Source organism: Streptomyces paludis, assembly GCF_003344965.1.
Classification (GTDB): domain Bacteria; phylum Actinomycetota; class Actinomycetes; order Streptomycetales; family Streptomycetaceae; genus Streptomyces; species Streptomyces paludis.
The window spans coordinates 6,627,225-6,650,859 of sequence record NZ_CP031194.1 but is presented as its reverse complement, the minus strand read 5'-3'; the positions used below and the strand labels follow the sequence as shown (position 1 = coordinate 6,650,859).

The window sequence follows — 23,635 nt, the reverse complement described above, 5'->3', positions numbered from 1 at the left end:
TCCCCATCGCCGCCCATGATGGCGGCAGATGGGGAGGTTGGGGAGGTGAACGGTCATATCTACGCCGGGACCGGGTTCCACTGAGCGAGGGCCTGGGCGACCTCGCCGTGGATCCAGTAGTCACCGCCGCCGGCCCAGAGGATCTTGCCCTTGAAGTACTGCTGGTTCGCGGCGCGGTACTCCTTGAAGGAGGTGTCCCCCCGGGCGAGCGAGACCTTGTAGACCTGCGGCCAGTCGGCGGGCCGCATCTTCGGGGCGTTGCGGGCGCCAGCCGCGCCCTGCGGGGCGCCGCCGTACTGCGGGGCCGGGGGCTGCGGCGGGGGCGGGGCGCCCGCGTTCTGCCATGCGGCCGGGGCCGTGCCCGGGATGCCGGGCGGCGGCGTAACCGGGTTGTAGTTGACGCCCGCACCGGGCACCGGGACGCCCTGCGGCGGCGCCGGAGGCGCGGGCGGCCCCTGCGGGGGCGGCGCGGGCGAGACCGGGCCGACGCCGGAGGCCACCGCCATCTCCGCCTTCATGTGGCTGTACACGGACGCGAGGAGCGTGGTCACGCCTGCGTCCTCCAGCTCCTGGAAGGCCGCGTTGATGTCCGCCGCGGTGTGGCCGCGGGCCACGATCATCGGCCCGCGGCCGTCCAGGGAGACCGTGAAGCGGAAATTGTGCGGGTTGGGGTGGTGCTCCGGAAAAGCAGGCAGCGGCTCGGGGAGGCCGCCCACCGGTCCGTCGTAGTCCGTGGCCGGCTGGTCGGTGTCGTTCACGCATGCTCCTTGATCAGGTGAAACAGGTACTCGTACGCGGCGTGCGCCTGGACAGGCATGGCGCCGTTGCCGATGCGCTCAAGCTGCTCGGCGCGGGTCAGACCCGGCACGTCGGTGACGTGGCCGGGAACGCCCATCAGCCACTCCGCGAAGCGGGCCGTCAGCCGGCGCCCGCCGCGTGGGCCGGTCTCCGTCGGGGCCGGCGCGGGAACGCCTATCAGGCGTTCCCATCGCCGGATGGCGGGGAGGTAGTCGCCCCACCAGTCGGCAGGCGAGTGACCGCCGTGCGCAGGTTCTCCCCGCCGACCCTGTTCGGGCTCGTACCCGGACTGCCCTTTCCGTCCGCCGCTGTCGGCGTGGGGAAGAAGGAAGCTGACTTCGTCATCGAGCGTGGGGCCGTGCCCCCCCTCTTGCGCTTCTCCGGGTGCTGTGCCGCCCCGTTCGAGCCAAGTTGGGCCGTGGGCGTCTTGAGGACCAACGCCACCTCCGACAGGGGGCGGCTGTTCTTCCCGTGGAGGTTCGACGCGCCCGACTTCCAGTCGCGTGCCGTCGGCGTCGGCAGGCAGTGCACCACGCGCCCCGGCAGGGCGCCGTACGTGCCTTTGCTGCTCCGCTGGTTCGGTCCGCCGTGCGGCCCGTCCGATGCCCCGGGCGTCGGGAACAACCCCTGCGGGGAAAGCGATTCCGAACCACCGGTCACGGTGATGGGCGGCGCCCAGGGCGGAAGCTCGAAAGCTTGTCCACCAGAGGTCATACCCGATCGCGGCCAGGTCTTGGGCGACGATATCGAGCCCGCGCGACCGGATGACCGCGACGTTCTCCAGGAAGACGAGCCGGGGTCGAAGTACGCCCACAGCCTTCGCGACGTCCTTCCAGACACGTGATCGCTTTCCACTGATCCCCCCTCTGGGGCCCGCGTTGCTGATGTCCTGGCACGAAAAGCCGGCCGTGACGATGTCCACCAGGCCGACGAGCCGCGTCCAGTCGTACGTGGTGATGTCCCCGATGTTCGGGGCGTCGGGGAAGCGGTGCGCGAGCACGAGAGAGGCCGCCTCGTTGCTCTCCGCAACGTAGGCGACCTTGTCCCCCGTCAGGGCCTCTGCGGCCATCCCCAGCCCGCCGTATCCGGCGCACAGTTCGAGGATGGGCAACTATCCCTCCTCGGTCGTGGCGGCGCGCTTCTTGTACGCCGCGAACTCGCTCTCGGGGATGCGGTACGAGTGGCCCACACGGATGGCGCCCAGGTGGCCGCCCGCGATCAGCCGGTAGGCAGCCGCACGGCTGACGCGCAGCTCCTCGGCCACCTCGCGCACCGTCATCAGTCCGGATGCCGCCCGAGCGGCGGCGCTGTCCTTTTCCATGGACTCTCTCTTCTCATTTCGGATGCATCGCGGCTCATGGCCGCACGACTCGCAGCACGCGCCGCAGTCGCAGGTGGGGAGCATCAGAGCCGCCACCAGGGGCGGGGCCTGCCCCAGTCCGGGTTCTTGGGGGGCCGGGGGAGCCCCCGCCAGTGCTCGATGCGCTGGGCATCGACGGGCGCCCGGTGTCCGCTGGGCTCCTCGCGCAGGTACGCCTTCCTCAGCTTGCGGTAACTGCTGTGTCGGTAGCTCAACTGCGCCTCTCAGTACGGTGGATCGTTCGACGGATGGCCCGGCGACGCCGGGTCGTAAAGGTGGGCCAGCGGCCCGTTCTGCGCCGCGCAGGCGGCCTGGACGTCGCAGATGTAGCACTCGCCCGGGAAGCCGTTTGCCGGGAAGCTCCCGGCCTGGACCTTCGCCCACGCCGTGCCGAAGACGGCGCCGACGGCCGCCGGGGTGAACTCGGCCAGCTCGTAGGGGCGCCCGACGGTCGCCCTGCGGTTCATGAAGGGCACGCCCAGATGGGCTGTCACGCCGTACTTCTGCGTGACGAGCGCGCCGTATGCGCCGAACTGGGCGCCCGTCTTGGGCGGGCGCTTGCCGGACTTGAGGTCGAAGACCACCAGCCGATCGAAGAGCGGATCGTGGAAGATCCTGTCGACGTAGCCCTTGATCTCGACGGGGCAGCCCGGCAGCATGCCGGACACGTCCAGCTCGATGGCAGGCTCCCCGTCAGGGGTCGTCCAGATCTCCCACGGAGACCGCTTGCGCCAGTCGATGTACGCCTGGACGAGCTGCGGCCCGAGCGTGTTCCAGGCGGCGACGCTGTCGCCCTTGGACCGCCGCCAGGCGTTCTCGTTCGGCTCCTTCTCGCGGATCTTCGCGAGCTGGTGACCGAAGAGCGTTTCCCATGTCTGCCCGAGTGCCGAAGTGGCGATGTCGGCCTTGCCGTTGAGGGCCATCAGGTCGTACCACTCGGTCACCTCGTGGACGGCCGTGCCGCCGGCCGACCAGAGCGCGGGGCTCTGCGGCGCGGCGGCCATGTACTTCAGGAACCAACTCTTCGCGCAGCGCTCCAGGGTCTCCCTGGAGCTGTGCGACATGTGCTTGACCTGCCGGGTCTCACCCGGCCTGGGACTGCTGCTCACGGTCGGGCCTCCCGATGTAGGTCACGATCACCACCGGCTGGGGGTGGTAGATCTGCACGTCCTCCGAGCGGACGAACTGAATGCTGTTGCCCTTGCCGGTCCGGAGCTGGACCGAGATCCATGCGCCGTCCTCGGTCTGGCCGCGGTAGTGCGCATCGGTGATGCGCCCGGCCCGGCGGACCCAGGCGTGGCGCCGTCCGGGGACGGCGGGGAAGGGCGGCTGGATCATGCCGCCGGGCGCCGGGAGCGGCAGCTCCACGACCGCCGCGGGCGGCTGCGCTGTCAGCGCGCGGTGGGTGACCCACTCATCGATCAGCAGCTCTCCGAGCCGGTCACCGATGCCGGTCATCGCGCGGATGCGCGTCCAGGTGTTCCCGCCGTCGCGAAGCGCCAGCAGCTCCTTGCCCCAGGCGAGCCGGCGGGCCGCCGGCCAGCGCCTGGCGCGCTGGGAGAGCCTCGTGCGGATCAGGTAGCGCTCGCGCTCGTCCAGCCCGCCCCAGACGCCGTACTCCTCGCCCAGGGAGTCCCGGCGGCACTCCGCCAAAACGGGGCAGTGGTGGCAGATCTTCTTGGCCAGGTCCCAGCCGGCCTGTTGCGCCGCCGACGGCGGTATGCGGGGGAAGGCTGGGCCGTCCACGAAAAAGCGGGCGCTGCTGACCGTACGGCAGCTCGCGCGGCTGACCCACCGCCGCGTGGGGTCGAACAGCACCTCCTCGCCTATCGCCACCGGAGCCATGCCGTGACGAACAGGAGGCCGATGGCCGCCCCGATGACGCCCCCGGCGGCGGACCAGCCGATGTTGCGCAGCGCGGGGCCGTGCAGGTCCAGCCAGTCCGACAGGCGGCCCCGGGCATAGAGAAGGCCGCCCAGGAGGCGGCCGGGGGGCTTCATGTTGGTACTCATGTGTCCTCGTTCCACGACAAAGCCCCCGACGGGGTGCCGGGGGCTGGATAGGGTTCCCTCATGTCAGTTGATCTGCCGCCAGAGGCGGCGCACGAGCGCTTCGCTCGCCAGATGCGGCGCCTCCATGCGGAGCACGCGGCGGGCGAAGGAAGTAGGGCGGTCACTCTAACCGCACCTCAACTCACCCTCATGGGTGAGCTTTTACGGGACGTCGAAGGCGACGTGGCGGATAGCCTGCGGCTCGTTCTGGGGATACCCGCAGGCCAGAAGCCTGCGGACATGTATGTGTTCTCCGACATGCAATGCAGAGGGCGGTGAAGTTGTACGTGGTCCAGTCGCGCCGGGCGACCGGCACGGGCAGCAGATCGGCGTTGGCGTAGCGGCTGCCCTCGGGGACGGCGCCGGGGGGCAGCTCGACGCGGTCCTGGGAGCCACCGGGTGGAGCGGGCAGCGGATCGGGTCCCGGGGTGGGCGGTACGGTCGTGGTCATGGCGGCGTGACCCTTCGTTCGAGGAGCGGGGTGACGGGAACGTCGAACGAGGCCGTGCGGGTGTTGCCGGGGCGGGTGTTGCCGGGGCGCGGGTGTGCCGGTGTGAAGCGGGGACGGTCCGTTACGGGAGCGGTCCGTTACGGGAGCGCCGGGGTGGGGCGTCTTCTCCTTACAGCCGTGGCCGGTGGGTCCATGGTGGCTGTAGTCGTACCCGGGCGCCGCCTGATGTAGTCGAGCCTGATGCAGTCGGCCGGTGCCTCAGGCGCGCGAGTGCGCCGCGCGGCCGGGCAGCTTGATGTCGTACTGCGTCATCTTGCGGTAGATGGTCGCGCGGCTCATGCTGAGCCGCTCGGCGGCCTGGGCCACGGTGGTGCCCGGTTCGGTCAGGCAGCGCACGATCTCGTCGCGCTCCAGTGCCTGGAGACGGCCCAGGGGGCGGGCGGTGCCCGTGAACATCTCGGCCGGGAGGTGATGGGCGTCGATCACATCGGTCCGCGAGGCCGCCGCCCGGACGACACGGCGGAGCTGCCGTACGTTCTCGGGCCAGTCGTACGCGGTCAGGGCGCGCTCGGCGGCGCGGGTGAGGGTGACGGCGTGGCCGCGGTGTGCCTCGGCGAAGTGGTGGGCGAGCGGCAGGATGTCGTCCGGGCGGGAGCGCAGGGCGGGGACTTCGACGACGGTGTCGACCAGGGAGCGGAGCGCGTCCGGAATCGCGGAGTAGTCCGCCGCCGTGAGGGCGAAGGGCTGCGGGCGGTGGCCCGGGCCGGTGGTCCCGCGGCGTATGCGGCTGAACACCTGCGCCAGTTCGGTGGCCGCCCAGGCGGGCAGGGTCTGGGTCCCGGACACGATGACGCAGGTGCTGTGTTTGTCCAGCTCGGGTGTCCACAGCGTCAGCCAGGCGGGTATGTCGTCGGGAGCGGGCGGGCGGGCGCTCAGGACGCGTTCCCTCGGCTCCGTCAGCCGGCGGGCGAGGGAGATCAGCGCGGTCTTCCCCGCGCCGGGCTCACCGACCGCCGCCACGACGCGCCCCTCGGCCTGTGCCGCGCGGGCCGTCTCGACGGCGTCGGTCCAGGCGGTGGAGAGCGGGGAGCGCGCGTCCTCGTACTGCGGGAAGCGGTCGGCGTAGATGTGGAACACCTCGCCGCGCGGGGTCGGCCGGCTCCGGCGGCCGGCGCCCCGGGCCAGCATCAGCGCGGCGGTGTTCCCGGCGGTGGCCTGGGCGAGGGCCAGCAGCAGTTCCGAGGAGGAGTCGGACCAGGTGGTGAGGTTGACACTGCCGGCGAGTTCACCGGTGAGCGGATCGAGGACCGGGACGGCGGCGCAGGTGTATCCCCGCAGCGCGGTGCAGTAGTGCTCCTCGGACCGCACCAGGGACGGGGCCAGGTCGGCCAGGGCGAGACCGAGTCCGTTGGTGCCGGCGTTCTCCTCGGCGAAGTAGAAGCCGGGGGCCAGATTGACCCGGTCGAGGGAGCGGCTGACCGAGGCGTCGTCGCACAGCCGGCAGAGCACCAGGCCGTCACGGTCGGTGATCATCATGCTGACCGGCTCGTTGGCGAGTGTCCTGCGCAGCCCCTGGAGGACTTCGTGACCGCACTCGTAGAGCAGTGACGTGGTGTCCACGGATCCCGTGAAGACGGGCCGCATCTCCTCCGGTGACAGCCCGTAGTGCTCGCTGCGCTGCCAGGAGGCGCGCATGCGCGGGGCGAGGGCGACCAGACCGCCCGGTGCCGGGCCCGGGGAGACGTCCATGGCGGGTGCGGGCCGACGATGGTCCACTTCGACCTCCTGAAACGCGTCCTTGCGTTCTTGGCCACGATACTGCCCGCGCATCCCCCTGGAGCCGGGCCGTCTGTCTCAAAAAGAGACACCGGCCTTGTCTCAAAGTGAGACATCCGGCGGCTCCCCGCCGTGCGCCGGCGGCTCCTACTGTGCCTTTACGAACCCGCCGGGGGACATCACGGGCATGGAGGGACGCACATGTACACAAAGAACGGCGAGGACTATTTCATCGTCGACGCGCACATCGCGCTGTGGGACGCACGCCCCGAGAACCAGCTCAACATCCACGGGAAGCAGTTCATCGACTGCTTCTACGACTACCACCGCAACCTCAGCCCCGAGTCGGAGCTGTGGCCGTACGAGGAGTACCTCTACTACGGCGGTGAGCGCCTGATGAAGGACCTGTTCACCGACGGTCACGTCGATCACGCGATCTTCCAGCCGGCCCGGCTCGGAGCCTTCTACCGCAACGGTTTCGGGCAGACGGAGGAGGCGTTCGCGCTCACCCGGCAGCACCCCGGCAAGCTGACGTACAACCACTGCTGGGACCCGCGCTACGAGCAGTCCGGGCTGGACCAGCTGCGGCGCGACGCCGAGCGGTTCCACCTCAAGGGCGTGAAGCTGTACACCGCCGAGTGGTACGGGGACTCGCGCGGATACAAGCTGGACGACCCCTGGTCGTACCGCTATCTGGAGGCGGCCCAGGAGCTGGGCATCACGAACATCCACATCCACAAGGGGCCGACGATCCGGCCGCTGGACCGGGACGCCTTCGATGTCGCGGACGTGGACAAGGTGGCGACCGACTTCCCCGAGCTGAACTTCGTCGTCGAACACTGCGGCCTGCCCCGGCTGGAGGACTTCTGCTGGATCGCCACGCAGGAGCCCAATGTGCACGCGGGTCTCGCCGTCGCCATGCCGTTCATCCACACCAGGCCCCGCTACTTCGCGCAGATCATCGGGGAGCTGCTGTACTGGCTGGGCGAGGACCGTATCCAGTTCTCCAGCGACTACGCGCTGTGGACGCCCCGCTGGCTCGTGGAGCGGTTCGTCGACTTCCAGCTCCCCGAGGACATGACGGAGTACCCGGCGCTCACCGTGGCGCAGAAGAAGAAGATCCTCGGACTCAACGCGGCCGCCCTGTACGGCATAGAGGTACCGGCCGAGTGCGCCCTCCCGGAACCGGCGGTGGTCTGACATGCCTGCCGGGCCGCGGGCAGGGGCGGAGGCAGGGGTACGGGGAGAGACAGCGGTGCCGGGGGCGCGGGCCGGGGCGCTGGAGGAAGCGGCCCGTACGGCGCTGGACGGCGTCTTCGATCCCGAGCTGGACGAGCCGATCACCGATCTCGGCTTCGTCCGGTCCCTGGCGGTCTCGGGCGGCCGGGTGACCGTACATCTGCGGCTGCCCACCTCCTTCTGTTCCCCGAATTTCGCCTACCTCATGGCCTCGGACGCCAAGGACGCGCTGACCGCTCTCCCCGGAGCGGAGGACGTCACCGTCCTGCTCGACGACCACCACGACTCCGAGGTGATCAACCGCGGCCTCGCGGCCGACGCCGGATACCGGGGCACCTTCGGCGCCGAGGCCGAGTCCGACCTGCGGGAGCTGCGGGAGACCTTCCGCCGCAAGGCGCACACCGCGGCGATGGAGCGGGCGCTCACCTCGCTGCTGCGGGAGCGCCCCGGCCTCGGTGAGGAGCGGCTCCACGAGGTCGTCCTCGGTGACCTGCCCGACGGGCCGGGGACCCGTGCCCTGCTGCGCCGCCGGACCGCCCTCGGCCTCGGCGCGGCGCCCACCGATCCCGTCCTCGTGGACGAGCACGGACACCGTTTCCCGCCGGGCGAGATCCCGCTGCGGCTGCGCTTCGCCCGCGCGGTGCGGATCTCGATCGACGGAAACGCGCACTTCTGCCGCGGTCTGCTGCGTACCCGCTACCCGGAGTCCGCGGCCGACCAGACCCCGCGCGCCGGGGACTCCGCGCGCGCCGCGTCCCCCGTGGCCGCCTCCCCAGTGAAGGAGCATGTCTCATGAAGGCAGTCCAGGTCGTGGGCTACCACCGGAGCCTCGACATGACCGAGGTCCCGGTCCCCGAGGTCACCGGGCCCCACGATGTGATCGTCAGGATCGGCGGAGCGGGGGTGTGCCGTACCGATCTGCACATCCTTGAGGGCCAGTGGGCGGAGAAGTCGGGAGTGGCCCTGCCCTACACCATCGGGCACGAGAACGCCGGCTGGGTGCACGCGGTCGGCGGCGCCGTCACCAATGTCGCCGAGGGCGACAAGGTCATCGTCCACCCGCTGATCACCTGCGGGCTGTGCCCGGCGTGCCGCCGCGGTGACGATGTCCACTGCGCGGGGAGCCTCTTCCCCGGGATCGACACCGCCGGCGGCTACGCCGAGTATCTGAAGACCTCCGCCCGGAGCGTCGTACGCCTGGACGACTCCCTCGAACCGTCCGATGTCGCGGCCCTCGCCGACGCGGGTCTGACGGCGTACCACGCGGCGGCCAAGGCGGCCCGGCGGCTGCGGCCGGGCGATACGTGCGTGGTGATCGGCGCGGGCGGGCTGGGCCACATCGGCATCCAGGTGCTCAAGGCCCTGACGGCCGCCGAGATCGTCGTCGTCGACCGCAACACCGAGGCGGTGAAGCTGGCCGAGTCCATCGGCGCCGACCGCGGTGTCGTCGCGGACGGCGGCCATGTCGAACGGGTGCTGGAGCTGACCGGCGGGCAGGGCGCCGAGACGGTCGTCGACTTCGTCGGCGAGGGAGGCGCGACCCGGGACGGTGTCCGCATGCTGCGCCGTGCGGGTGATTACCACGTCGTCGGGTACGGCGAGAACATCGATGTGCCGACCATCGACATCATCTCCGCCGAGATCAACTTCATCGGCAACCTCGTCGGTTCCTACACCGACCTGTGCGAGCTGATGGTGCTCGCCGCCCAGGGCCGGGTCCGTCTGCACACCAGCAAGTACGCGCTCGACGACTTCCAGGACGCCCTGGACGATCTCGACGCCGGCCGGGTCCGCGGGCGCGCGATTCTCGTCCCGTAAGCGTCCCCGTAACGCGTCCCGCATCACAGCCGGCCCACGCATCACAGCCGGCCCGTTTCCGCAATTCGGGACAATTCACCCTATCGTCGCAATTGAGGCGTGTCATCACACGTTGCCACGCGCGGCACACCGCTTCCCCGCGGTCCACATCAGGAGGAATCATGACGCGCACGCTCCGTACCGTCATCAGCCCCGGCCGGTATGTCCAGGGCAAGGGTGCGATACACCGGCTCGGCGAGTATCTGAAGCTCATCGGCTCGGCCCCGCTGATCGTCACCGACGATCTCGTGTGGGGCCTGGTGGGCCACGACATCACCACCTCGCTGAAGGCCGCGGGGCTTCCCGTCGCCCGCGAGAAGTTCAACGGGGTCCCCAGCGCCCACGAGGTCGACAGACTGGTCGACGTCATCAAGGCGACCGGCTCCGACGTGGCGGTCGCGGTGGGCGGCGGCAGCGCCATCGACGCGGTGAAGGCGGCCGGCCATATCGCCGGGATCCGGTGGGCCAACTGCCCGACCGTCGCCTCCACCGACGCGCCGTGCAGCGCGCTCTCGGTGATCTACACGGAGAGCGGGGAGTTCGAGGAGTACCGGTTCTTCCCGCGCAACCCCGACCTCGTCCTGGTCGACTCCCAGATCGTCGCCAACGCGCCGGTCTCCCTGCTGGTGGCCGGGGTCGGAGACGCGCTCGCCACCTGGCTGGAGGCCCGCGCCACCGCGCAGTCCCACTCGCAGACGATGGCCGGCGGTCTGCCCACGCTCACCGGCACCGCACTCGCCCGGCTCAGCTGGGACGTGCTCTGGGAGAACGCGCTGCCCGCGATCGAGGCGGTCAGGGACCGGCAGGTGACACCCGCCGTCGAGAAGGTCATCGAGGCCAACACCCTGCTGTCGGGCCTGGGCTTCGAGTCCGGCGGTCTGGCCGCCGCGCACGCCATCCACAACGGCCTCACCGCCGTACCGCAGACCCACGGGCTGGCGCACGGGCAGAAGGTCAACATAGGTTCCCTCACCCAGCTCGTCCTGGAAGGGGCGCCGACCAGCGACATCCGTGAGTTCGTGGAGTTCACGACCCGGGTGGGCCTGCCCAACACCCTCACCGAGGTGGGGCTGTCGGCCGGGGACGACGACGAGCTGCGGACGGTCGCCGAGGCGGCGACGGCCACCGGCGAGACGATCCACTCCATGCCCTTCGAGGTCCACAGCGACGATGTGATCAGCGCGCTCAAGTCCATCGAGCGGTTCGCCACCAAGGTCCGCGAGGACGCGAGACTTCCGGCACCGGTGCGCCATGAAACACACTGACCCGGCCCCGGCGGCCGTGCGCACACCACTGACGTCCGACGCCGCGCCGCGCGCGTGCGCACCCCAGTCCGCCGCCATCGAGGAGGCCGCCGTATGACCGGTGCCGGGGACATCTTCCTCAGCGAACTCATGGGCACCGCCACCCTGTTGCTCCTGGGCTGTGGTGTCGTCGCCAATGTCGTCCTCGCCAGGACCAAGGGCTTCAACGGCGGCTTCCTGATGATCAACTTCGGCTGGGGCCTCGCGGTGTTCGCCGGTGTGTACGTGGCCTACAAGTCCGGGGCCCATCTCAACCCCGCCGTCACCGTCGGACTGCTCTCCGCCGGACAGAGCCTGGGCGGCGCGCTGCATGTACTGGCCTATCTGGGCGGGCAGTTCCTCGGGGCGTTCGTCGGCGCCGCGCTCGCCTGGGCCGCGTACCGCGACCACTTCGACGACCCGGAGTCCGACCCGGGCGCCAAGCTCGCGGTCTTCTCCACCGGGCCGGCCATCCCGCGCCGGCTGTCCAACTTCGTGACGGAGTTCATCGCGACCTTCGTCCTGGTCTTCGTCGTCGTGGCCTTCGGCCGCACCCCCTCGGGACTGGGGCCGCTCGCGGTGGCCCTGCTGGTCGTCGGGATCGGCGCGTCCCTGGGCGGCCCCACGGGCTACGCCATCAACCCGGCCCGCGACCTCGCCCCGCGCCTCGCCCACGCCCTGCTGCCCATCAAGAACAAGGGCGGCAGCGACTGGAGTTACGCGTGGATACCGGTGGTCGCCCCGCTGGCGGGCGGCGCGGTGGCCGGCCTGCTCGCCCACGGGACGGGCTTCATATAGCCGTTCCCGCCCCCAGGTCCGGGGACCGCGTGTGTCCTGCGACACGGGCGGTCCCCGAGCGGGGTATCCGTACCTCTCAGGACCGCCCGGCCCCCGAACCGGCCTTCGCGGCGGCTCTCGGGTCACCGCCGGCCGCCTGCCGCGGTCCCCGGTCCGGGCCGGACCCCGATGTCAGCCCGCTCACCAGCCGCTCGCCCTCGATGTCCATGTCCGGCAGGGCCCGCCGAAGGAAGCGGGGCAGCCACCACGCACCGCGGCCCAGGATCGCCATGACGGCGGGCACGAGCGTCATCCGCACCACGAAGGCGTCCAGCAGCACCCCGATGCCGAGTGCGAAGCCCATGCCCTTGATGACCCGCATCTCGGCGAAGACGAACGAACCGAACACCGCGATCATGATCAGGGCGGCGGCGGTGACCACCTTCGCACCGTGCCCGAACCCGCGGACCATGGCCTCCAGCGGCGGCCTTCCGTGGGTGTACTCCTCCCTCATCCGGGAGACGAGGAACACCTCGTAGTCCATGGCGAGACCGAAGAGGATCCCCACCAGCAGCATCGGCAGGAAACTGAGCACCGGGCCCGTTTCCTCGATGCCGAGCGGACCGGAGAGCCAGCCCCACTGGAAGACCGCGACCAGCGAGCCCAGCGAGGCGCCGAGGGACAGCAGGAAGCCCAGGGCGGCCTTCAGCGGTACCGCGAGAGAGCGGAAGACGACGATGAGCAGGACCAGCGCCAGGCCCATCACCAGCAGGCAGTAGACGGGCAGGGCGGCGGAGAGCTTGTTCACGACATCGATGTTGACGGCGGTGGTGCCGGTGACGTCGATGGCCGTGCCCGTTCGCTCCTCCACGGAGCCCCGGGCGTGCCGGATCTCGGCCAGCACCCGCTTGGTGGCCTCGGTCTCCGGGCCGCTGGCGGGCGTGACGCCGAGCAGCACCGCCCCGCCGGACTCCGCGAGGACCGCGGGGGACACGGAGGCCACGCCCGGCAGATCCCTCACCACGTCGGCCATCCGCTCGGCGGCCGGGACGACCGCCGGCCTGTCGCCCCGCACCAGTACGACCAGGGTGCCGCTGTGGCCGGGGCCGAATCCGTCGTCCACGAGCTGCTGCGCCCGGGCGGCGGAGGTGCCGGAATCCTGTGTGCCGCCGAGACCGAGTCGCAGGTCCGCCGCCGGGACGGCCAGGATGCCCAGGCCCAGCAGAGAGAGGACGAGGACGGTCCAGCGGCGGCGGGCCACCATGGCCGCCCAGCGCCGGCCCGCGTCCGGCCGGCGTGCCGGGTCGGCGGCACGCCGCTCGGCGCGCTCGGTGGCGCGGCGCAGCACCGGAACCGTGCTGTTGGCGATGGTGTGCCCCATCAGGCCCAGTACGGCGGGCAGCAGCGTGACGGCGATCAGTACCGAGACCACGACCGTCGCCGCGGCGCCCAGTCCCATGACGGTGAGGAAGGGGATGTTCACCACGGAGAGCGCGGCGAGGGCGATCACGACGGTGGCGCCCGCGAAGACGACCGCTCCGCCGGCCGTGCCGGTGGCGAGACCGGTCGACTCCTCCGGGTCCATGCCCGCCCTGACCTGGGTCTGGTGCCGGGAGACGATGAACAGGGCGTAGTCGATGCCCACGGCCAGGCCGAGCATCACGGCGAGGATCACCGATGTGCTGTCCATGGTGACGACGCTGGTGAGGCTCAGCAGGCCGAGGACACCCACGGCCACTCCGACGAGCGCGGTGGCGATCGGTATGAGGGCGGCGCGCAGTGAGCGGAAGACGACGACCAGAACGCCCAGGGCGATGAGCACGCCCACGGCCTCCCCGGGTCCCATCACCTTGACCTCGGCCTTGGAGAAGGCGTCACCGCCGGCCTCCGCGGTCAGCCCCGACCGGCGGGCTTCGGCGGCGATCCGCTCGATTCCCCGTTCGGTGGCCTCGGGCAGGGCGGCGTCCTTCTCGGTGGTGAAGGTGAGTGTGGCGATGCCCGTGCGTCCGTCGGCCGAGAGCGTGCCGGCCGCGGCGGCGGGCGCGGTGGCCGACCGTACGCCCGGAACGTCCGCGGTCGCACTGACCGTTCGCCGTACGACGCGGGCCGCGTCTCCGGTGGTGAGGGTCTCGCCGCGCGGGGCGCGGAAGACGATGCTGCCGGTGAGGTGGGACTCGTCGCCGGGGAACTCCACTCGCACGATGTCGAGGGTGCGCTGGGCCTCGGTGCCGGGGATGGCCGTCGAGGGGGTGAACGGCTTCATCAGACCGAGGGCCGCCGCGATCATGGCGAGCAGCAGTACGGACCAGACACCGATGACGGACCATTTGCGCCGGTAGGCGAAACGGCCCAGGCGGTACAGCAGGGTGGACACGCGAAGACTCCCGATGGCCTGAGAATGGGAAACGGGCCGTGCGACGAACGGTGGAGCGCGCCCGTCGCCGGGGCCCGCGTCAACCACGGTAGGAACAGTCCCGGGCCGCACCCCGCGGAACGGCCCTCGCCGGCCGTTGTTCACACACAACTCCCATGGAACGGATCGCGGGAGAAGGAGATGATCGGTTGAGCACCGGAGGAGGGCGCGGTTCCGGGGCCCGGACGAGCGGAGGGACGCGGATGACGGATCGGGCCTCCGAGGGCGCCGCGCGAGCACAGCCACGGCTCGGGCGGTTGCTGGTGGTCGACGACGAGCCGGCGATCCTGGACACGGTCGGCCGTTTCCTGCGGTTCATCGGTTACGAGGTCCGTACGGCGGCCACGGCGAAGGGGGCCCTGTCCGAGTCCCGCGACTTCCTGCCCGAGCTGATCCTGCTGGACATCATGCTGCCGGACGGCGACGGCATCGAGGTGATGCGACGGCTGCGCGCCGACGGTCTCCCGCAGGCGGTGGTCTTCCTCACCGCCCGCGACACCCGCGAGGACCTGGTCAAGGCACTCACCGCGGGCGGTGACGACTACATCACCAAACCCTTCGGGCTCGACGAGGTCGCCGCCCGGATCGGCGCCGTGCTGCGCCGCACCCGTAGGCCCGGGCCCGAAGCCTCCCTCCTGCGGGTCGCCGACCTCGAACTCGACACGCCCACCCGCTCCGTACGGCGCGCGGACACACCCGTCGACCTCTCCCCCACCGAGTTCCGGCTGCTGCGGTATCTGATGCTGCACAGCGGGCGGGTCGTGCCCCGGGCGCAACTCCTCGACCATGTCTGGTCGTACGACTTCAACGGCGACGACACCGTGGTCGCCACGTACATCAGCTATCTGCGCCGCAAGCTCGACGCGCTCGGACCGCCCCTGATCCACACCCGGCGGGGCGTCGGCTACACCATCCGGGAGCCGGGGTGCTGAGCCGGCTGTCCCGATCGCCGTTGCGCACGCGCCTGAGCGTGGTCGTCACGGCGCTGTGCGCGGGCGCCATGGCCACCACCGCGTTCACCTGGGTCGTCAGCGGCGACCCCGCCATGATCGTGCTGGTGGAAATCGCCGGGCTGACCGGTGTGGCCCTGGTGAGCACCGCCGTCGTACGGCGGGAACTGCGGCCGCTGGAGCGGGCGGCGGAAACCGCCGACGCCATCGCCGCCGGCGACTTCGCCCAGCGGCTGGCCGCGGCCGGCTCCGCGCCCACCACGGAGGCCGGGCGCCTCGCCGAGGCGCTCAACGCGATGCTCGACCAGATCCATGCCGCGCTCGCCGCCCGTGAACAGTCCGAGGACCGGATGCGCCAGTTCGTGGCCGATGCCTCGCACGAACTGCGCACACCGCTCCAGTCCCTGCGCGGATACGCGGAGTTGTACCAGAGCGGCGCCCTGCCGGACCGGGCCGCGGTGGACGACGCGGTGGCGCGCATGCTCTCCGAGATCCATCGCATGACACGGCTGGTCGAGTCGCTGCTGATGCTCGCCCGGTTCGATGTGGCGGAGGAGGCGGACCGGGAGGTGGTGGACCTGAGCCGGCTCGTACGCGACTGCTGCCTCGACGCCGCGGCCGTGGAGCCGTCACGTCCGGCCGAGGCGCGCGTCGAGCCGGGCGTGACGGTCCTGGGGGACGAGGCCCAGCTGCGGAGCCTGCTCGGGAACCTGCTGGGCAACGTCCGTATGCACACCCCGGCGGACACACCCTGCCGTGTCTCCCTGAGCACGTCGGGCAGCGAGGTGCTGCTGCGGGTGGAGGACTTCGGCCCAGGTATTCCGCACGAGTCCCGCACCCGCGTCTTCGACCGCTTCTACCGCGCCGGCAAGGGCCGCAGCCGGGCCGACGGCGGCAGCGGACTGGGCCTGGCCATCGTGGCCGCGATCACGGACCTGCACCGCGGCCGGATCCGCCTCGACAGCGTCCCCGGCCGCGGCACCCGGGTGGACGTCTTTCTGCGCACCCACCGGTGACCCGCCGCCGGCGCGGAACCGGACACGGGACCCACGAGCGACGTGGCTCCCGTTCGTCCGGTCGGAAAGGCCCCGCGGACCGCGCCTCGGCGGAGCAGACGCGTATCCATGCGTCATAGACTCCGCCCATGACGGATCCTGGCTCCTTCATGCGCTATGTGGCCATCGGCGACAGCCTGTCGGAGGGCCTCGGTGACCCGTCCCCCTCGGGCGGCCACCGCGGCTGGGCCGACCGGCTCGCGGAGATACTCGCGGCGCGCCGGCCCGGCCTCACCTACGCCAACCTCGCCGTGCGCGGGAAGTCCGCCGCGCAGATCAGGGCCGAGCAACTCGGTCCCGCGCTGGCGCTGAAGCCGGATCTCGTGACGGTGACGGCGGGCATGAACGATCTGGTGCGGTCCGGTTTCGACGCCGCTTCGGTGGTCGCCGACATCGAGGAGATGTTCGTCGGCCTCACCGCGTCGGGCGCTCGTGTCGCCGTCATGACCTTCCCGGATCCGGGCAGGATCTCGCCTCTCGCACGCCGGATGCTCCCGCGTGTCGTCGACCTCAACGCCCGGCTGCGCGCCGCCGCGGAACGGCACGGTGTGACGGTCCTGGACGTCTTCCCGCACCCGGTCACGACCGATCCCCGCTTGTGGAGCGCCGACAGGCTGCACACCAGCCCGCTCGGGCACGCGCGCATCGCCTCGGGCATGGCGCATGTCCTCGGACTGACCGGCCACGGCGGCTGGAACGACCCGCTGCCGCCGCGACCGCCCGTCTCCGCTCTCGGAGCCGTGCGTACCGAAGTGCGCTGGGTCCTGGGCTTCCTGGGGCCGTGGCTCTGGCGGCGCCTGCGCGGACGCTCCTCGGGCGACGGGTGCTCGGCGAAGCGGCCCGAACCCGGACCGGTGACACCGCCCGTCTGAGAGGGCGGGCGGCGGGCGAACCGGGCCATCGGCGCGCTCGGTCCGGAGACGGCCAGGACCACACCGTGGGCGGTACGGCACCGCGGACGCCGAGTCGGCACCGTACCGCCCCAGGGACGCACTCAACAGGGTCGGTCACCGGGAGGATGCCGGGGGCATCCGCGCCTCCCCGTCGGTGGTCATGCGTCGAGTGCGGGGATGATGTGCTGTCCGTACGCGTCGATGACGGCCTCCCGGGCGTCGTGCATGGCGTACACGGCGAACTGGTCGACGCCGAGGTCGCGCAGGGCCCGCAGCTTCTCGATATGGGCCTCGGCCGGGCCCAGCAGGCAGAAGCGGTCGACGATCTCGTCGGGGACGAAGTCGGCGGACGGGTTCCCGGCCCGGCCGTGGTGGCTGTAGTCGTACCCCTGACGGGACTTGACGTACGCGGTCAGCTCCTCGGGGACCATCGAGGAGTGCTCGCCGTAGCGGGAGACCAGGTCGGCGACATGGTTGCCGACCATCCCGCCGAACCAGCGGCACTGGTCGCGGGCGTGCGCGAGGTCGTCGCCGACGTACGCGGGGGCCGCCACGCAGATCGTGATCGCGTCCGGGTCCCGGCCCGCCGCCACGGCGGCCTGGCGGACCGCCTTGACCATCCACTCCGTGAGGTAGGGGTCGGCGAGCTGGAGGATGAACCCGTCGGCCTTCTCGCCCGCCAGCGCGAGCGCCTTCGGGCCGTACGCCGCCATCCAGACCGGCAGTTTCCCGTCCCGGATCCACGGAATACGGATCGGGCTGCCGCCGACCTCGGCCTCCCGGCCCTCCGCCAGATCCCGGATCGCGCCCATCGCCTCGCCCAGCCGGGCCAGTGTGTTGGGCGCGCGCCCGGCGACCCGCATCGCGGAGTCGCCGCGTCCGATCCCGCACACCGTGCGGTTGCCGTACATGTCGTTGAGCGTGGCGAAGGTGGAGGCGGTCACCTCCCAGGTCCGGGTGCCCGGGTTGGTGACCATCGGGCCCACAACCAGCTTCTCCGTGTGGGCCAGGATCTGGCTGTAGATGACGAACGGCTCCTGCCAGAGCACGGCCGAGTCGAAGGTCCAGCCGTACCGGAAGCCGTTGCGCTCCGCGCGCTGCATGAGATCGACGACCGCCGAGGCGGGCGGGTCGGTCTGGAGAACGAGTCCGAAGTCCATGACGTGCGACGCTCCCGATGGTTCAGATGAGACGCGGTTCAGGTGAGGTACTGACAGGTCGAGCGGGGGGTGTACTGGCCGTGTCCGGCCCGGCCGGTGAACTCCCGCCGGTCGATGACGAGTTCGCCCCGGGAGAGCACGGACTCCACCCGGCCGGTGAGGCGCTTGCCCTCGTAGGCGGAGTAGTCGACGGCCATGTGATGGGTCTCGGCGGACACCGTCTGCTCGGTGTGCGGGTCGTAGATGACGACATCGGCGTCGGCGCCGGGCGCGATGGTGCCCTTGCGCGGGTAGAGGCCGAACATCCGGGCCGGGGCGGCGCAGGCGATGTCGATCCAGCGGCGGCGGCTCAACTTCCCCTCGACCACGGCCTGGTGGAGCAGATCCATCCGGTTCTCCACCCCGGGCAGCCCGTTGGGAATCTTCGAGAAGTCACCGCGGCCCATCTCCTTCTGCCCCGTGAAGCAGAACGGGCAGTGGTCCGTGGAGACCACCTGGAGATCGTCGGTGCGCAGCCCGCGCCACAGCGCGTCCTGGTGGTCCCTGGGCCGCAGCGGGGTGGAGCAGACGTACTTGGCGCCCTCGAAGTCCGGTTCGGCGAGGTTGTCGGTGGAGAGGAAGAGGTACTGCGGACAGGTCTCGCCGAAGACCGGGAGTCCCTTGTCCCGGGCGGCGGCCAGTTCGGCCACGGCCTCCTCCGCCGACACATGCACCACGTACAGCGGGGCGTCCGCGACCCGGGCGAGCTGGATCGCGCGGTGGGTGGCCTCGGCCTCCAGCAGCACCTTCCGTACCTCGCCGTGGTAGCGGGGATCGGTACGGCCGGCGGCCAGGGCCTGCTCGACGAGGACATCGATCGCGATGCCGTTCTCGGCGTGCATCATGATCAGCCCGCCGTTGGACGAGGCGCGCTGCATGGCCCGCAGGATCTGGCCGTCGTCGCTGTAGAAGACCCCCGGATAGGCCATGAAGAGCTTGAAGGAGGTAATTCCCTCCTGAACGAGAAGATCCATCTCCTTGAGGGAGCCCTCGTTGACATCGGCCATGATCATGTGGAAGCCGTAGTCGATGGCGCACCGGCCGTCGGCCTTGGCGAACCAGGCGTCCAGGCCCTCGCGCAGCGACCGGCCCGGGGACTGGATGGCGAAGTCGACGATGGTGGTGGTGCCGCCCCAGGCCGCCGCCCGGGTGCCGGTCTCGAAGGTGTCGGCGGCGAAGGTCCCGCCGAACGGCATCTCCATATGGGTGTGCGCGTCGACACCGCCCGGGATGACGTACTTGCCGGTGGCGTCGATCGTCCGGCCCGCGGTCCAGCTCTCGGCGGGGCCGGAGCCGTGGGCGGCGAGGGCGACGATCCGGCCGTCCTCGATCAGGACATCGGCGTGGATCTCGTCGGCGGCGGTGATGACGAGACCGCCGCGGATCAGGGTGCGGGTACTGCTGCTCATACGGGTGGCGCTCCCTTGTCTGGGCTGACTGCCCTGCTCGGCCGGCTGCCTTCCTGGCCGGCCCGCTCGGCCGAACTACAGTGCGCGCAACGCCTGTTCGAGGATCGCGGCGCCTTCCTCCGCCTCGGCGACGGTCAGCGAGAGCGGTGGCGCGATCCGCAGCACGCTGGTGTTGTGTCCGCCGCCCTTGCCGATCAGCAGCCCGCCCTCGCGGGCCGCTTCGAGCACCGCCGCGACCTTGCCGGGCGCGGCGTCGGCCGTCCCCGGCTCGGTCAGCTCGATCCCGATCATCAGGCCCCGGCCGCGTACCTCCCGTACGGAGTCGACGCGGGCGCCGATGGCGCGCAGCCGCTCGATGAGCAGTCCGCCGACGCGGCGGGCGTTGCCCTGGAGGTCGTGCTCCAGCAGATACGAGAGGTTGGCGAGGCCGGCGGCCATGGTGACGGGGCTGCCGCCGAAGGTCGAGAGGGAGTTGGCGTCGAGGCAGTTCATGATGTCGGCGCGGGCGACGACCCCGCCGATGGACATGCCGTTGCCGATGCCCTTGGCGAAGGTGAGGATGTCCGGCGGGCCGTTCTGCGCGTGTGCCTGCCAGCCCCAGAAGTGTTCGCCGGTGCGGCCCCAGCCGGTCTGCACCTCGTCGCTGATCCACAGGATGCCGTGCCGGTCGAGGACTTCGCGGAACGCGGCGTACAGCCCGTCGGGCGGGGCGGTGAAGCCGCCGACGCCCTGGATGGGTTCGGCGATCAGCGCGGCGGGGGTACGGACATGGCCGAGCAGGTCTTCGAGGTCCTCGACGCATGCCTCGATGTACCGCTCGTCGGTGAGCCCGGCGTACGGGCCCCGGTTGCGGACGGCGCCGTGGACGTACAGCGTCTGGAGCGGGGAGAGCCCGGTGGGCGACCAGCCGCGGTTGCCGGTGATCGAGACGGTGGAGAAGGAGCGGCCGTGGTAGCTGTTGCGCATGGCCAGGATCTGCTGCGAGCCGCGGTACGCGGTGGCCAGCAGCAGCGCGGTGTCATTGGCCTCGGTGCCCGAGGTGGTGAAGAAGACCCGGGCGTCGGGGATGCCGGACAACCCGGCGATGCGCTCGGCGAGTTCGACCATGGGGCGGTTGAGGTAGAGCGTGGAGGAGTGGATGATCCGGCCGGCCTGCTCGCTCACCGCCTTGGTGACCTCGGGGAGCGCGTGGGCGGTCATGGTGGTGAGGATGCCGCCGAAGAAGTCGAGATAGCGGTTGCCGTCGGCGTCCCACACATGGCGGCCCTCGCCGTGGGTGATCTCGATGGGGTCCTGGTAGTAGAGCGCGAGCCACTCGGGGAGGACGGCGCGGTGCCTGGCGTGCAGCTCGCTCATGGCCGCACCAGTCCCTCGTACGCGTCGGGGCGGCGGTCCCGGTAGAACGCCCACTGCTGGCGCACCTCGTCGATCAGGCCGAAGTCGAGGTCGCGGACGACGAGTTCCTCGGCCTTGTCGCTCGCGGTGTCGCCGACGAACTGGCCGCGCGGGTCGACGAAGTAGCTCGTGCCGTAGAAGTCGTTGTCGCCGTACTCCTCCTGGCCGACGCGGTTGATCGCGGCGACGAAGTACTCGTTGGCGACGGCGGCGGCGGGCTGTTCGAGCTGCCAGAGGTAGCTGGAGAGGCCGCGCGAGGTGGCGGAGGGGTTGTAGACGATCTGCGCGCCGTTCAGCCCGAGCTGGCGCCAGCCCTCGGGGAAGTGGCGGTCGTAGCAGATGTAGACACCGACCCGGCCGACGGCGGTGTCGAAGACGGGCCAGCCGGCGTTGCCGGGCTTGAAGTAGTACTTCTCCCAGAAGCCCTTGACCTGCGGGATGTGGTGCTTGCGGTACTTGCCGAGGTACGAGCCGTCGGCGTCGATGACCGCCGCGGTGTTGTAGTAGAAGCCGGACTGCTCGATCTCGAAGACGGGCACGACGATGACCATGCCGGTCTCGCGGGCCAGCTCGCGCATCCGGCTGACGGTCGGGCCGTCGGGAACCGGTTCGGCCCACCGGTAGTGCTCGGGCTCCTGCACCTGGCAGAAGTAGGGCGCGTTGAAGACTTCCTGGAAGCCGATGATCTTCGCGCCCTGCCGGGCCGCCTCGCGGGCGTGTTCCTCGTGTTTCGCGATCATGGATTCGGTGTCACCCGTCCAGGTCGCCTGGACGAGTGCGGCGCGTACGACTGAGGCCACGAGCTGCTCCTTCGGCGGGTGCGTTCCGTGCGCTCTACGCACGTAGATTCGATGCGTAGAGGGAGAACCTAAGCCCCGGTTCACACGACGGCAAGACCATCGTCGTTAACCCGCAGAGTCGATCAAGTTTCATACCCGAGCGGTCGACATCGAGCGGTTCCGGCCGGAATGCCCGGGCGCGCACCCCGGACCGCAGCACCGCCGACCGCACCGCCGACCGCCCTCGCACCCCGTCAGCCGGCCACGATCCCGGCGGTGCGCAGCGCGTGGACGAGATCGCGTTCGCGGGCGGTCGAGACCGCGCGGGCCGCGTCGAGGAGGCGCGGTACGAGCCGCCGCGGATCGGGGGCGGCGAGCAGCGCCGCGTCCTCCGGTGTACGGGCCTGTACGAACGCGCTGAGCAGCCCTTTCGCCTCCCGGGCGCGGCCCGCGTCGCCGAGCGCGCGGACGGCCTCGGTGATCTCCCCGGGGGGCCGGGAGACCGCCTGGCGCAGCAGTTGGGCGCAGTCGTCGTCCCGGCCGGCGGCGGCGAGCGCGCCGGCCGCCGCGGCGAGACGCTCGGGCGGCAGGGAGGCGGCCTCCCAGAGCAGTTCGGACCAGTCGGCGCCGAGTCCGGCGCGGCGCAGTTCGGCGCCGAGCGGCGGGAGTTGACCGGGCGGGCGGCCCGCGGCCTCGCAGAGGACGACATGGGCCTCGCCGCTGCGTCCCTCGGCGCGCAGCCGGATCAGCAGGGCGACGGTGTCGGCGACGGCCCGGCGGTCCGCGACGGTCAGGTCGGGCTCCGCGGGGCGCGCGGGCGCGGCGGGCGCGCCGCCGAAGCGGGCGCCGCGCGGGGCGCCGGAGGTACGGGGAGGCGGTACGGGCGCCATCGGCGCCGGTGCGGCCGGTGCGGTCCGGGGGCCGGTGCCGGAACGGGCCCCTCCGGCGGGAGCGGTCACGGGTCCGGGCCCGGGTCCGGTGGCGGGCTCAAAGCCGATGCCGGGGTCGGGGCCCGGGCCGGAGCCCGGGTCTTCGGCCTCGATCCCGGCGAAGCGGGCGCCGCGCGGTTTGCGCGGGGCCGCGGGCCGCTTCTCCTTCTTCTCCCGCTTCTCCTTCTTCTCCCTGGCGCGTCTCTCCTTGGCGGTCAGCTCGCGGGGCTCGTCGGGCTCGGCGTGCGGCACGGCGCCCGCGCCCGTATCCGTACCCGCTCCCGTACCGGCACGGGTGGCCGGGCCCGGATCCGGATCCGTCCCGCCGAAGTCGGACGGCCCCTCGCCGCGGAACCAGCTTCCCGGCGCGGGCGGGCGGCCGGGCGCACCGGGGCGGCCGGGCGGCGTCAAGGAGGCCAGCCGGGCGCGGAGTTCGGCGCAGCGCGCGGTGGCGCGCGTGTGGTCGTCGCGGATCCAGGCCAGTTCGTGGGTGAGCCGCTCCGTCTCGGGCGCGCCCTCGGGGGCCGTACGGAGCAGCCGGACGAGTTCGTCGGCCCGGCCCGCCGCGTACGTCTGCTCACGGAGCATCAGCCGCAGCCGCTCCGCGAGCGCCTCGGCGCCGCCGGGCAGGCGGTCGTACGCGGCGGCCGACGCGGTGTGGAGCCGGCCGGCCCGTACGGTCTCGCGGGCCACCAGGCGCTCGTCGCGCCCGGCCGCGAAGTCCTGGAGGAGCGACTCGACCACGTCCCAGGGCGGGATCTGGGCGCCGTCGAAACAGGCGCGCAGCCCGTCGGGGTCCCGGTGCCGGAAGACCCCGTACCAGCCGCCGGCCGGGTCGAGCCGCGCCGCGAGGTCTCTTAAATACCGCGCGAATTCACCGGTCTCCGCCGGGAGTTGATGCACAGCCATGGCTGCCCCGTCCGTGTCAGTCCCCCACGGAGGGGACACTTCGGTCCGCAGGCATTTGACCTTAGCCGTGTTACGACGCGGCTACAGTCAGTTTTCCGCCACGGTGCGACGG

23 protein-coding genes are annotated in these 23,635 nt (G+C 71.4%); 9 read left to right on the top strand and 14 right to left on the bottom strand.

Annotation, left to right across the window (positions count from 1 at the left end; translation table 11 throughout):
- Window positions 1-59: 59 nt before the first annotated feature.
- The 7 genes from DVK44_RS29425 to DVK44_RS29400 all read right to left on the bottom strand — a co-directional run bounded on the left by DVK44_RS29425 (window position 60) and on the right by DVK44_RS29400 (window position 4,170).
- Window positions 60-758, bottom strand: a complete 699-nt coding sequence (locus DVK44_RS29425; RefSeq protein ID WP_114663665.1) for a hypothetical protein — start codon at window positions 756-758, stop codon at window positions 60-62.
- A complete protein-coding gene (locus tag DVK44_RS29420) occupies window positions 755-1,909 on the bottom strand; it encodes a DNA cytosine methyltransferase (RefSeq protein ID WP_114663664.1) in 1,155 nt (384 codons plus the stop codon). Before DVK44_RS29420 ends, DVK44_RS29425 begins: the two co-directional genes overlap by 4 nt.
- Window positions 1,910-2,119, bottom strand: a complete 210-nt coding sequence (locus tag DVK44_RS29415) for a helix-turn-helix domain-containing protein (protein WP_114663663.1) — start codon at window positions 2,117-2,119, stop codon at window positions 1,910-1,912.
- 83 nt (window positions 2,120-2,202) lie between these two features.
- Window positions 2,203-2,373, bottom strand: a complete 171-nt coding sequence (locus DVK44_RS36535; protein WP_162794094.1) for a hypothetical protein — start codon at window positions 2,371-2,373, stop codon at window positions 2,203-2,205.
- Between the two features lie 9 nt (window positions 2,374-2,382).
- On the bottom strand, window positions 2,383-3,267 hold the full coding sequence (locus tag DVK44_RS29410; RefSeq protein WP_114663662.1) for a RecB family exonuclease: 885 nt from the start codon (window positions 3,265-3,267) through the stop codon (window positions 2,383-2,385).
- Entirely contained in the window at window positions 3,242-4,003 is a 762-nt protein-coding gene (locus DVK44_RS37740; RefSeq protein WP_181957557.1) for a WhiB family transcriptional regulator, read from the bottom strand. The genes DVK44_RS29410 and DVK44_RS37740 overlap by 26 nt, the downstream gene beginning before the upstream one ends.
- Window positions 3,985-4,170, bottom strand: a complete 186-nt coding sequence (locus DVK44_RS29400) for a hypothetical protein (protein WP_114663661.1) — start codon at window positions 4,168-4,170, stop codon at window positions 3,985-3,987. Before DVK44_RS29400 ends, DVK44_RS37740 begins: the two co-directional genes overlap by 19 nt.
- 60 nt (window positions 4,171-4,230) lie before the next feature.
- Here DVK44_RS29400 and DVK44_RS36530 point away from each other — a divergent pair, with 60 nt between their 5' ends.
- Window positions 4,231-4,488: a hypothetical protein gene (locus DVK44_RS36530; RefSeq protein ID WP_162794092.1), complete on the top strand. Its 258-nt coding sequence runs from the start codon at window positions 4,231-4,233 to the stop codon at window positions 4,486-4,488.
- Between the two features lie 430 nt (window positions 4,489-4,918).
- On the opposite strand, the gene DVK44_RS29395 is transcribed toward DVK44_RS36530, so the two are convergent.
- Window positions 4,919-6,436, bottom strand: coding sequence for an AAA-type ATPase lid domain-containing protein (locus tag DVK44_RS29395; RefSeq protein ID WP_228447418.1), 1,518 nt, complete (start codon window positions 6,434-6,436; stop codon window positions 4,919-4,921).
- Window positions 6,437-6,637: 201 nt separating this feature from the next.
- Between DVK44_RS29395 and DVK44_RS29390 the strand changes: the two genes are divergently transcribed.
- The 5 genes from DVK44_RS29390 (at window position 6,638) to DVK44_RS29370 (ending at window position 11,613) form a co-directional block, all read left to right on the top strand.
- A complete protein-coding gene (locus tag DVK44_RS29390) occupies window positions 6,638-7,636 on the top strand; it encodes an amidohydrolase family protein (protein WP_114663659.1) in 999 nt (332 codons plus the stop codon).
- Between the two features lie 55 nt (window positions 7,637-7,691).
- On the top strand, window positions 7,692-8,471 hold the full coding sequence (locus DVK44_RS29385) for an iron-sulfur cluster assembly protein (protein ID WP_228447417.1): 780 nt from the start codon (window positions 7,692-7,694) through the stop codon (window positions 8,469-8,471).
- Window positions 8,468-9,493 carry an NAD(P)-dependent alcohol dehydrogenase gene (locus DVK44_RS29380; protein ID WP_114663657.1) on the top strand — a complete coding sequence of 342 codons (1,026 nt, stop codon included), beginning with the start codon at window positions 8,468-8,470 and terminating at the stop codon, window positions 9,491-9,493. The genes DVK44_RS29385 and DVK44_RS29380 overlap by 4 nt, the downstream gene beginning before the upstream one ends.
- A 161-nt stretch (window positions 9,494-9,654) precedes the next feature.
- Window positions 9,655-10,797, top strand: a complete 1,143-nt coding sequence (locus DVK44_RS29375; protein WP_114663656.1) for a glycerol dehydrogenase — start codon at window positions 9,655-9,657, stop codon at window positions 10,795-10,797.
- A gap of 93 nt (window positions 10,798-10,890) precedes the next feature.
- Window positions 10,891-11,613, top strand: coding sequence for an MIP/aquaporin family protein (locus DVK44_RS29370; protein ID WP_114663655.1), 723 nt, complete (start codon window positions 10,891-10,893; stop codon window positions 11,611-11,613).
- 76 nt (window positions 11,614-11,689) lie between these two features.
- Here the strand turns inward: DVK44_RS29370 and DVK44_RS29365 are convergent, their stop codons facing one another.
- Complete coding sequence (locus tag DVK44_RS29365) at window positions 11,690-13,966, bottom strand: MMPL family transporter (RefSeq protein WP_114663654.1); 2,277 nt, start codon at window positions 13,964-13,966, stop codon at window positions 11,690-11,692.
- Between the two features lie 242 nt (window positions 13,967-14,208).
- Between DVK44_RS29365 and DVK44_RS29360 the strand changes: the two genes are divergently transcribed.
- The 3 genes from DVK44_RS29360 (at window position 14,209) to DVK44_RS29350 (ending at window position 16,882) form a co-directional block, all read left to right on the top strand.
- Complete coding sequence (locus tag DVK44_RS29360) at window positions 14,209-14,937, top strand: response regulator transcription factor (RefSeq protein ID WP_114663653.1); 729 nt, start codon at window positions 14,209-14,211, stop codon at window positions 14,935-14,937.
- Window positions 14,938-14,957: 20 nt separating this feature from the next.
- The gene (locus DVK44_RS29355) at window positions 14,958-15,971 is read left to right on the top strand and encodes a sensor histidine kinase (RefSeq protein WP_228447416.1); all 1,014 of its coding nucleotides are present in this window, start codon (window positions 14,958-14,960) and stop codon (window positions 15,969-15,971) included.
- Between the two features lie 128 nt (window positions 15,972-16,099).
- Entirely contained in the window at window positions 16,100-16,882 is a 783-nt protein-coding gene (locus DVK44_RS29350; protein WP_114663652.1) for an SGNH/GDSL hydrolase family protein, read from the top strand.
- Between the two features lie 179 nt (window positions 16,883-17,061).
- Here the strand turns inward: DVK44_RS29350 and DVK44_RS29345 are convergent, their stop codons facing one another.
- The 5 genes from DVK44_RS29345 to DVK44_RS29325 all read right to left on the bottom strand — a co-directional run bounded on the left by DVK44_RS29345 (window position 17,062) and on the right by DVK44_RS29325 (window position 23,523).
- A complete protein-coding gene (locus DVK44_RS29345) occupies window positions 17,062-18,063 on the bottom strand; it encodes a TIGR03842 family LLM class F420-dependent oxidoreductase (RefSeq protein WP_114663651.1) in 1,002 nt (333 codons plus the stop codon).
- Window positions 18,064-18,101: 38 nt separating this feature from the next.
- On the bottom strand, window positions 18,102-19,511 hold the full coding sequence (gene hydA / locus DVK44_RS29340; RefSeq protein WP_114663650.1) for a dihydropyrimidinase: 1,410 nt from the start codon (window positions 19,509-19,511) through the stop codon (window positions 18,102-18,104).
- A 75-nt stretch (window positions 19,512-19,586) separates the two neighbouring features.
- Window positions 19,587-20,867 (bottom strand): aspartate aminotransferase family protein, encoded by a 1,281-nt coding sequence (locus DVK44_RS29335; protein WP_114663649.1) that lies wholly within the window; start codon window positions 20,865-20,867, stop codon window positions 19,587-19,589.
- Window positions 20,864-21,706, bottom strand: coding sequence for a nitrilase-related carbon-nitrogen hydrolase (locus DVK44_RS29330; RefSeq protein ID WP_114663648.1), 843 nt, complete (start codon window positions 21,704-21,706; stop codon window positions 20,864-20,866). Before DVK44_RS29330 ends, DVK44_RS29335 begins: the two co-directional genes overlap by 4 nt.
- 233 nt (window positions 21,707-21,939) lie before the next feature.
- Window positions 21,940-23,523, bottom strand: a complete 1,584-nt coding sequence (locus DVK44_RS29325; protein ID WP_114663647.1) for a hypothetical protein — start codon at window positions 23,521-23,523, stop codon at window positions 21,940-21,942.
- Window positions 23,524-23,635: the final 112 nt, after the last annotated feature.

What these genes read in the sequence shown, in the direction of transcription:
- DVK44_RS29415 (WP_114663663.1), bottom strand. Translation starts at nt 2,119, where the DNA reads ATGGAAAAGGACAGCGCCGCCGCTCGGGCGGCATCCGGACTGATGACG.
- DVK44_RS37740 (WP_181957557.1), bottom strand. Translation starts at nt 4,003, where the DNA reads ATGGCTCCGGTGGCGATAGGCGAGGAGGTGCTGTTCGACCCCACGCGG.
- DVK44_RS29400 (WP_114663661.1), bottom strand. Translation starts at nt 4,170, where the DNA reads ATGAGTACCAACATGAAGCCCCCCGGCCGCCTCCTGGGCGGCCTTCTC.
- DVK44_RS36530 (WP_162794092.1), top strand. Translation starts at nt 4,231, where the DNA reads ATGTCAGTTGATCTGCCGCCAGAGGCGGCGCACGAGCGCTTCGCTCGC.
- DVK44_RS29390 (WP_114663659.1), top strand. Translation starts at nt 6,638, where the DNA reads ATGTACACAAAGAACGGCGAGGACTATTTCATCGTCGACGCGCACATC.
- DVK44_RS29380 (WP_114663657.1), top strand. Translation starts at nt 8,468, where the DNA reads ATGAAGGCAGTCCAGGTCGTGGGCTACCACCGGAGCCTCGACATGACC.
- DVK44_RS29375 (WP_114663656.1), top strand. Translation starts at nt 9,655, where the DNA reads ATGACGCGCACGCTCCGTACCGTCATCAGCCCCGGCCGGTATGTCCAG.
- DVK44_RS29370 (WP_114663655.1), top strand. Translation starts at nt 10,891, where the DNA reads ATGACCGGTGCCGGGGACATCTTCCTCAGCGAACTCATGGGCACCGCC.
- DVK44_RS29360 (WP_114663653.1), top strand. Translation starts at nt 14,209, where the DNA reads ATGACGGATCGGGCCTCCGAGGGCGCCGCGCGAGCACAGCCACGGCTC.
- DVK44_RS29350 (WP_114663652.1), top strand. Translation starts at nt 16,100, where the DNA reads ATGACGGATCCTGGCTCCTTCATGCGCTATGTGGCCATCGGCGACAGC.
- DVK44_RS29345 (WP_114663651.1), bottom strand. Translation starts at nt 18,063, where the DNA reads ATGGACTTCGGACTCGTTCTCCAGACCGACCCGCCCGCCTCGGCGGTC.
- hydA (WP_114663650.1), bottom strand. Translation starts at nt 19,511, where the DNA reads ATGAGCAGCAGTACCCGCACCCTGATCCGCGGCGGTCTCGTCATCACC.
- DVK44_RS29335 (WP_114663649.1), bottom strand. Translation starts at nt 20,867, where the DNA reads ATGAGCGAGCTGCACGCCAGGCACCGCGCCGTCCTCCCCGAGTGGCTC.
- DVK44_RS29325 (WP_114663647.1), bottom strand. Translation starts at nt 23,523, where the DNA reads ATGGCTGTGCATCAACTCCCGGCGGAGACCGGTGAATTCGCGCGGTAT.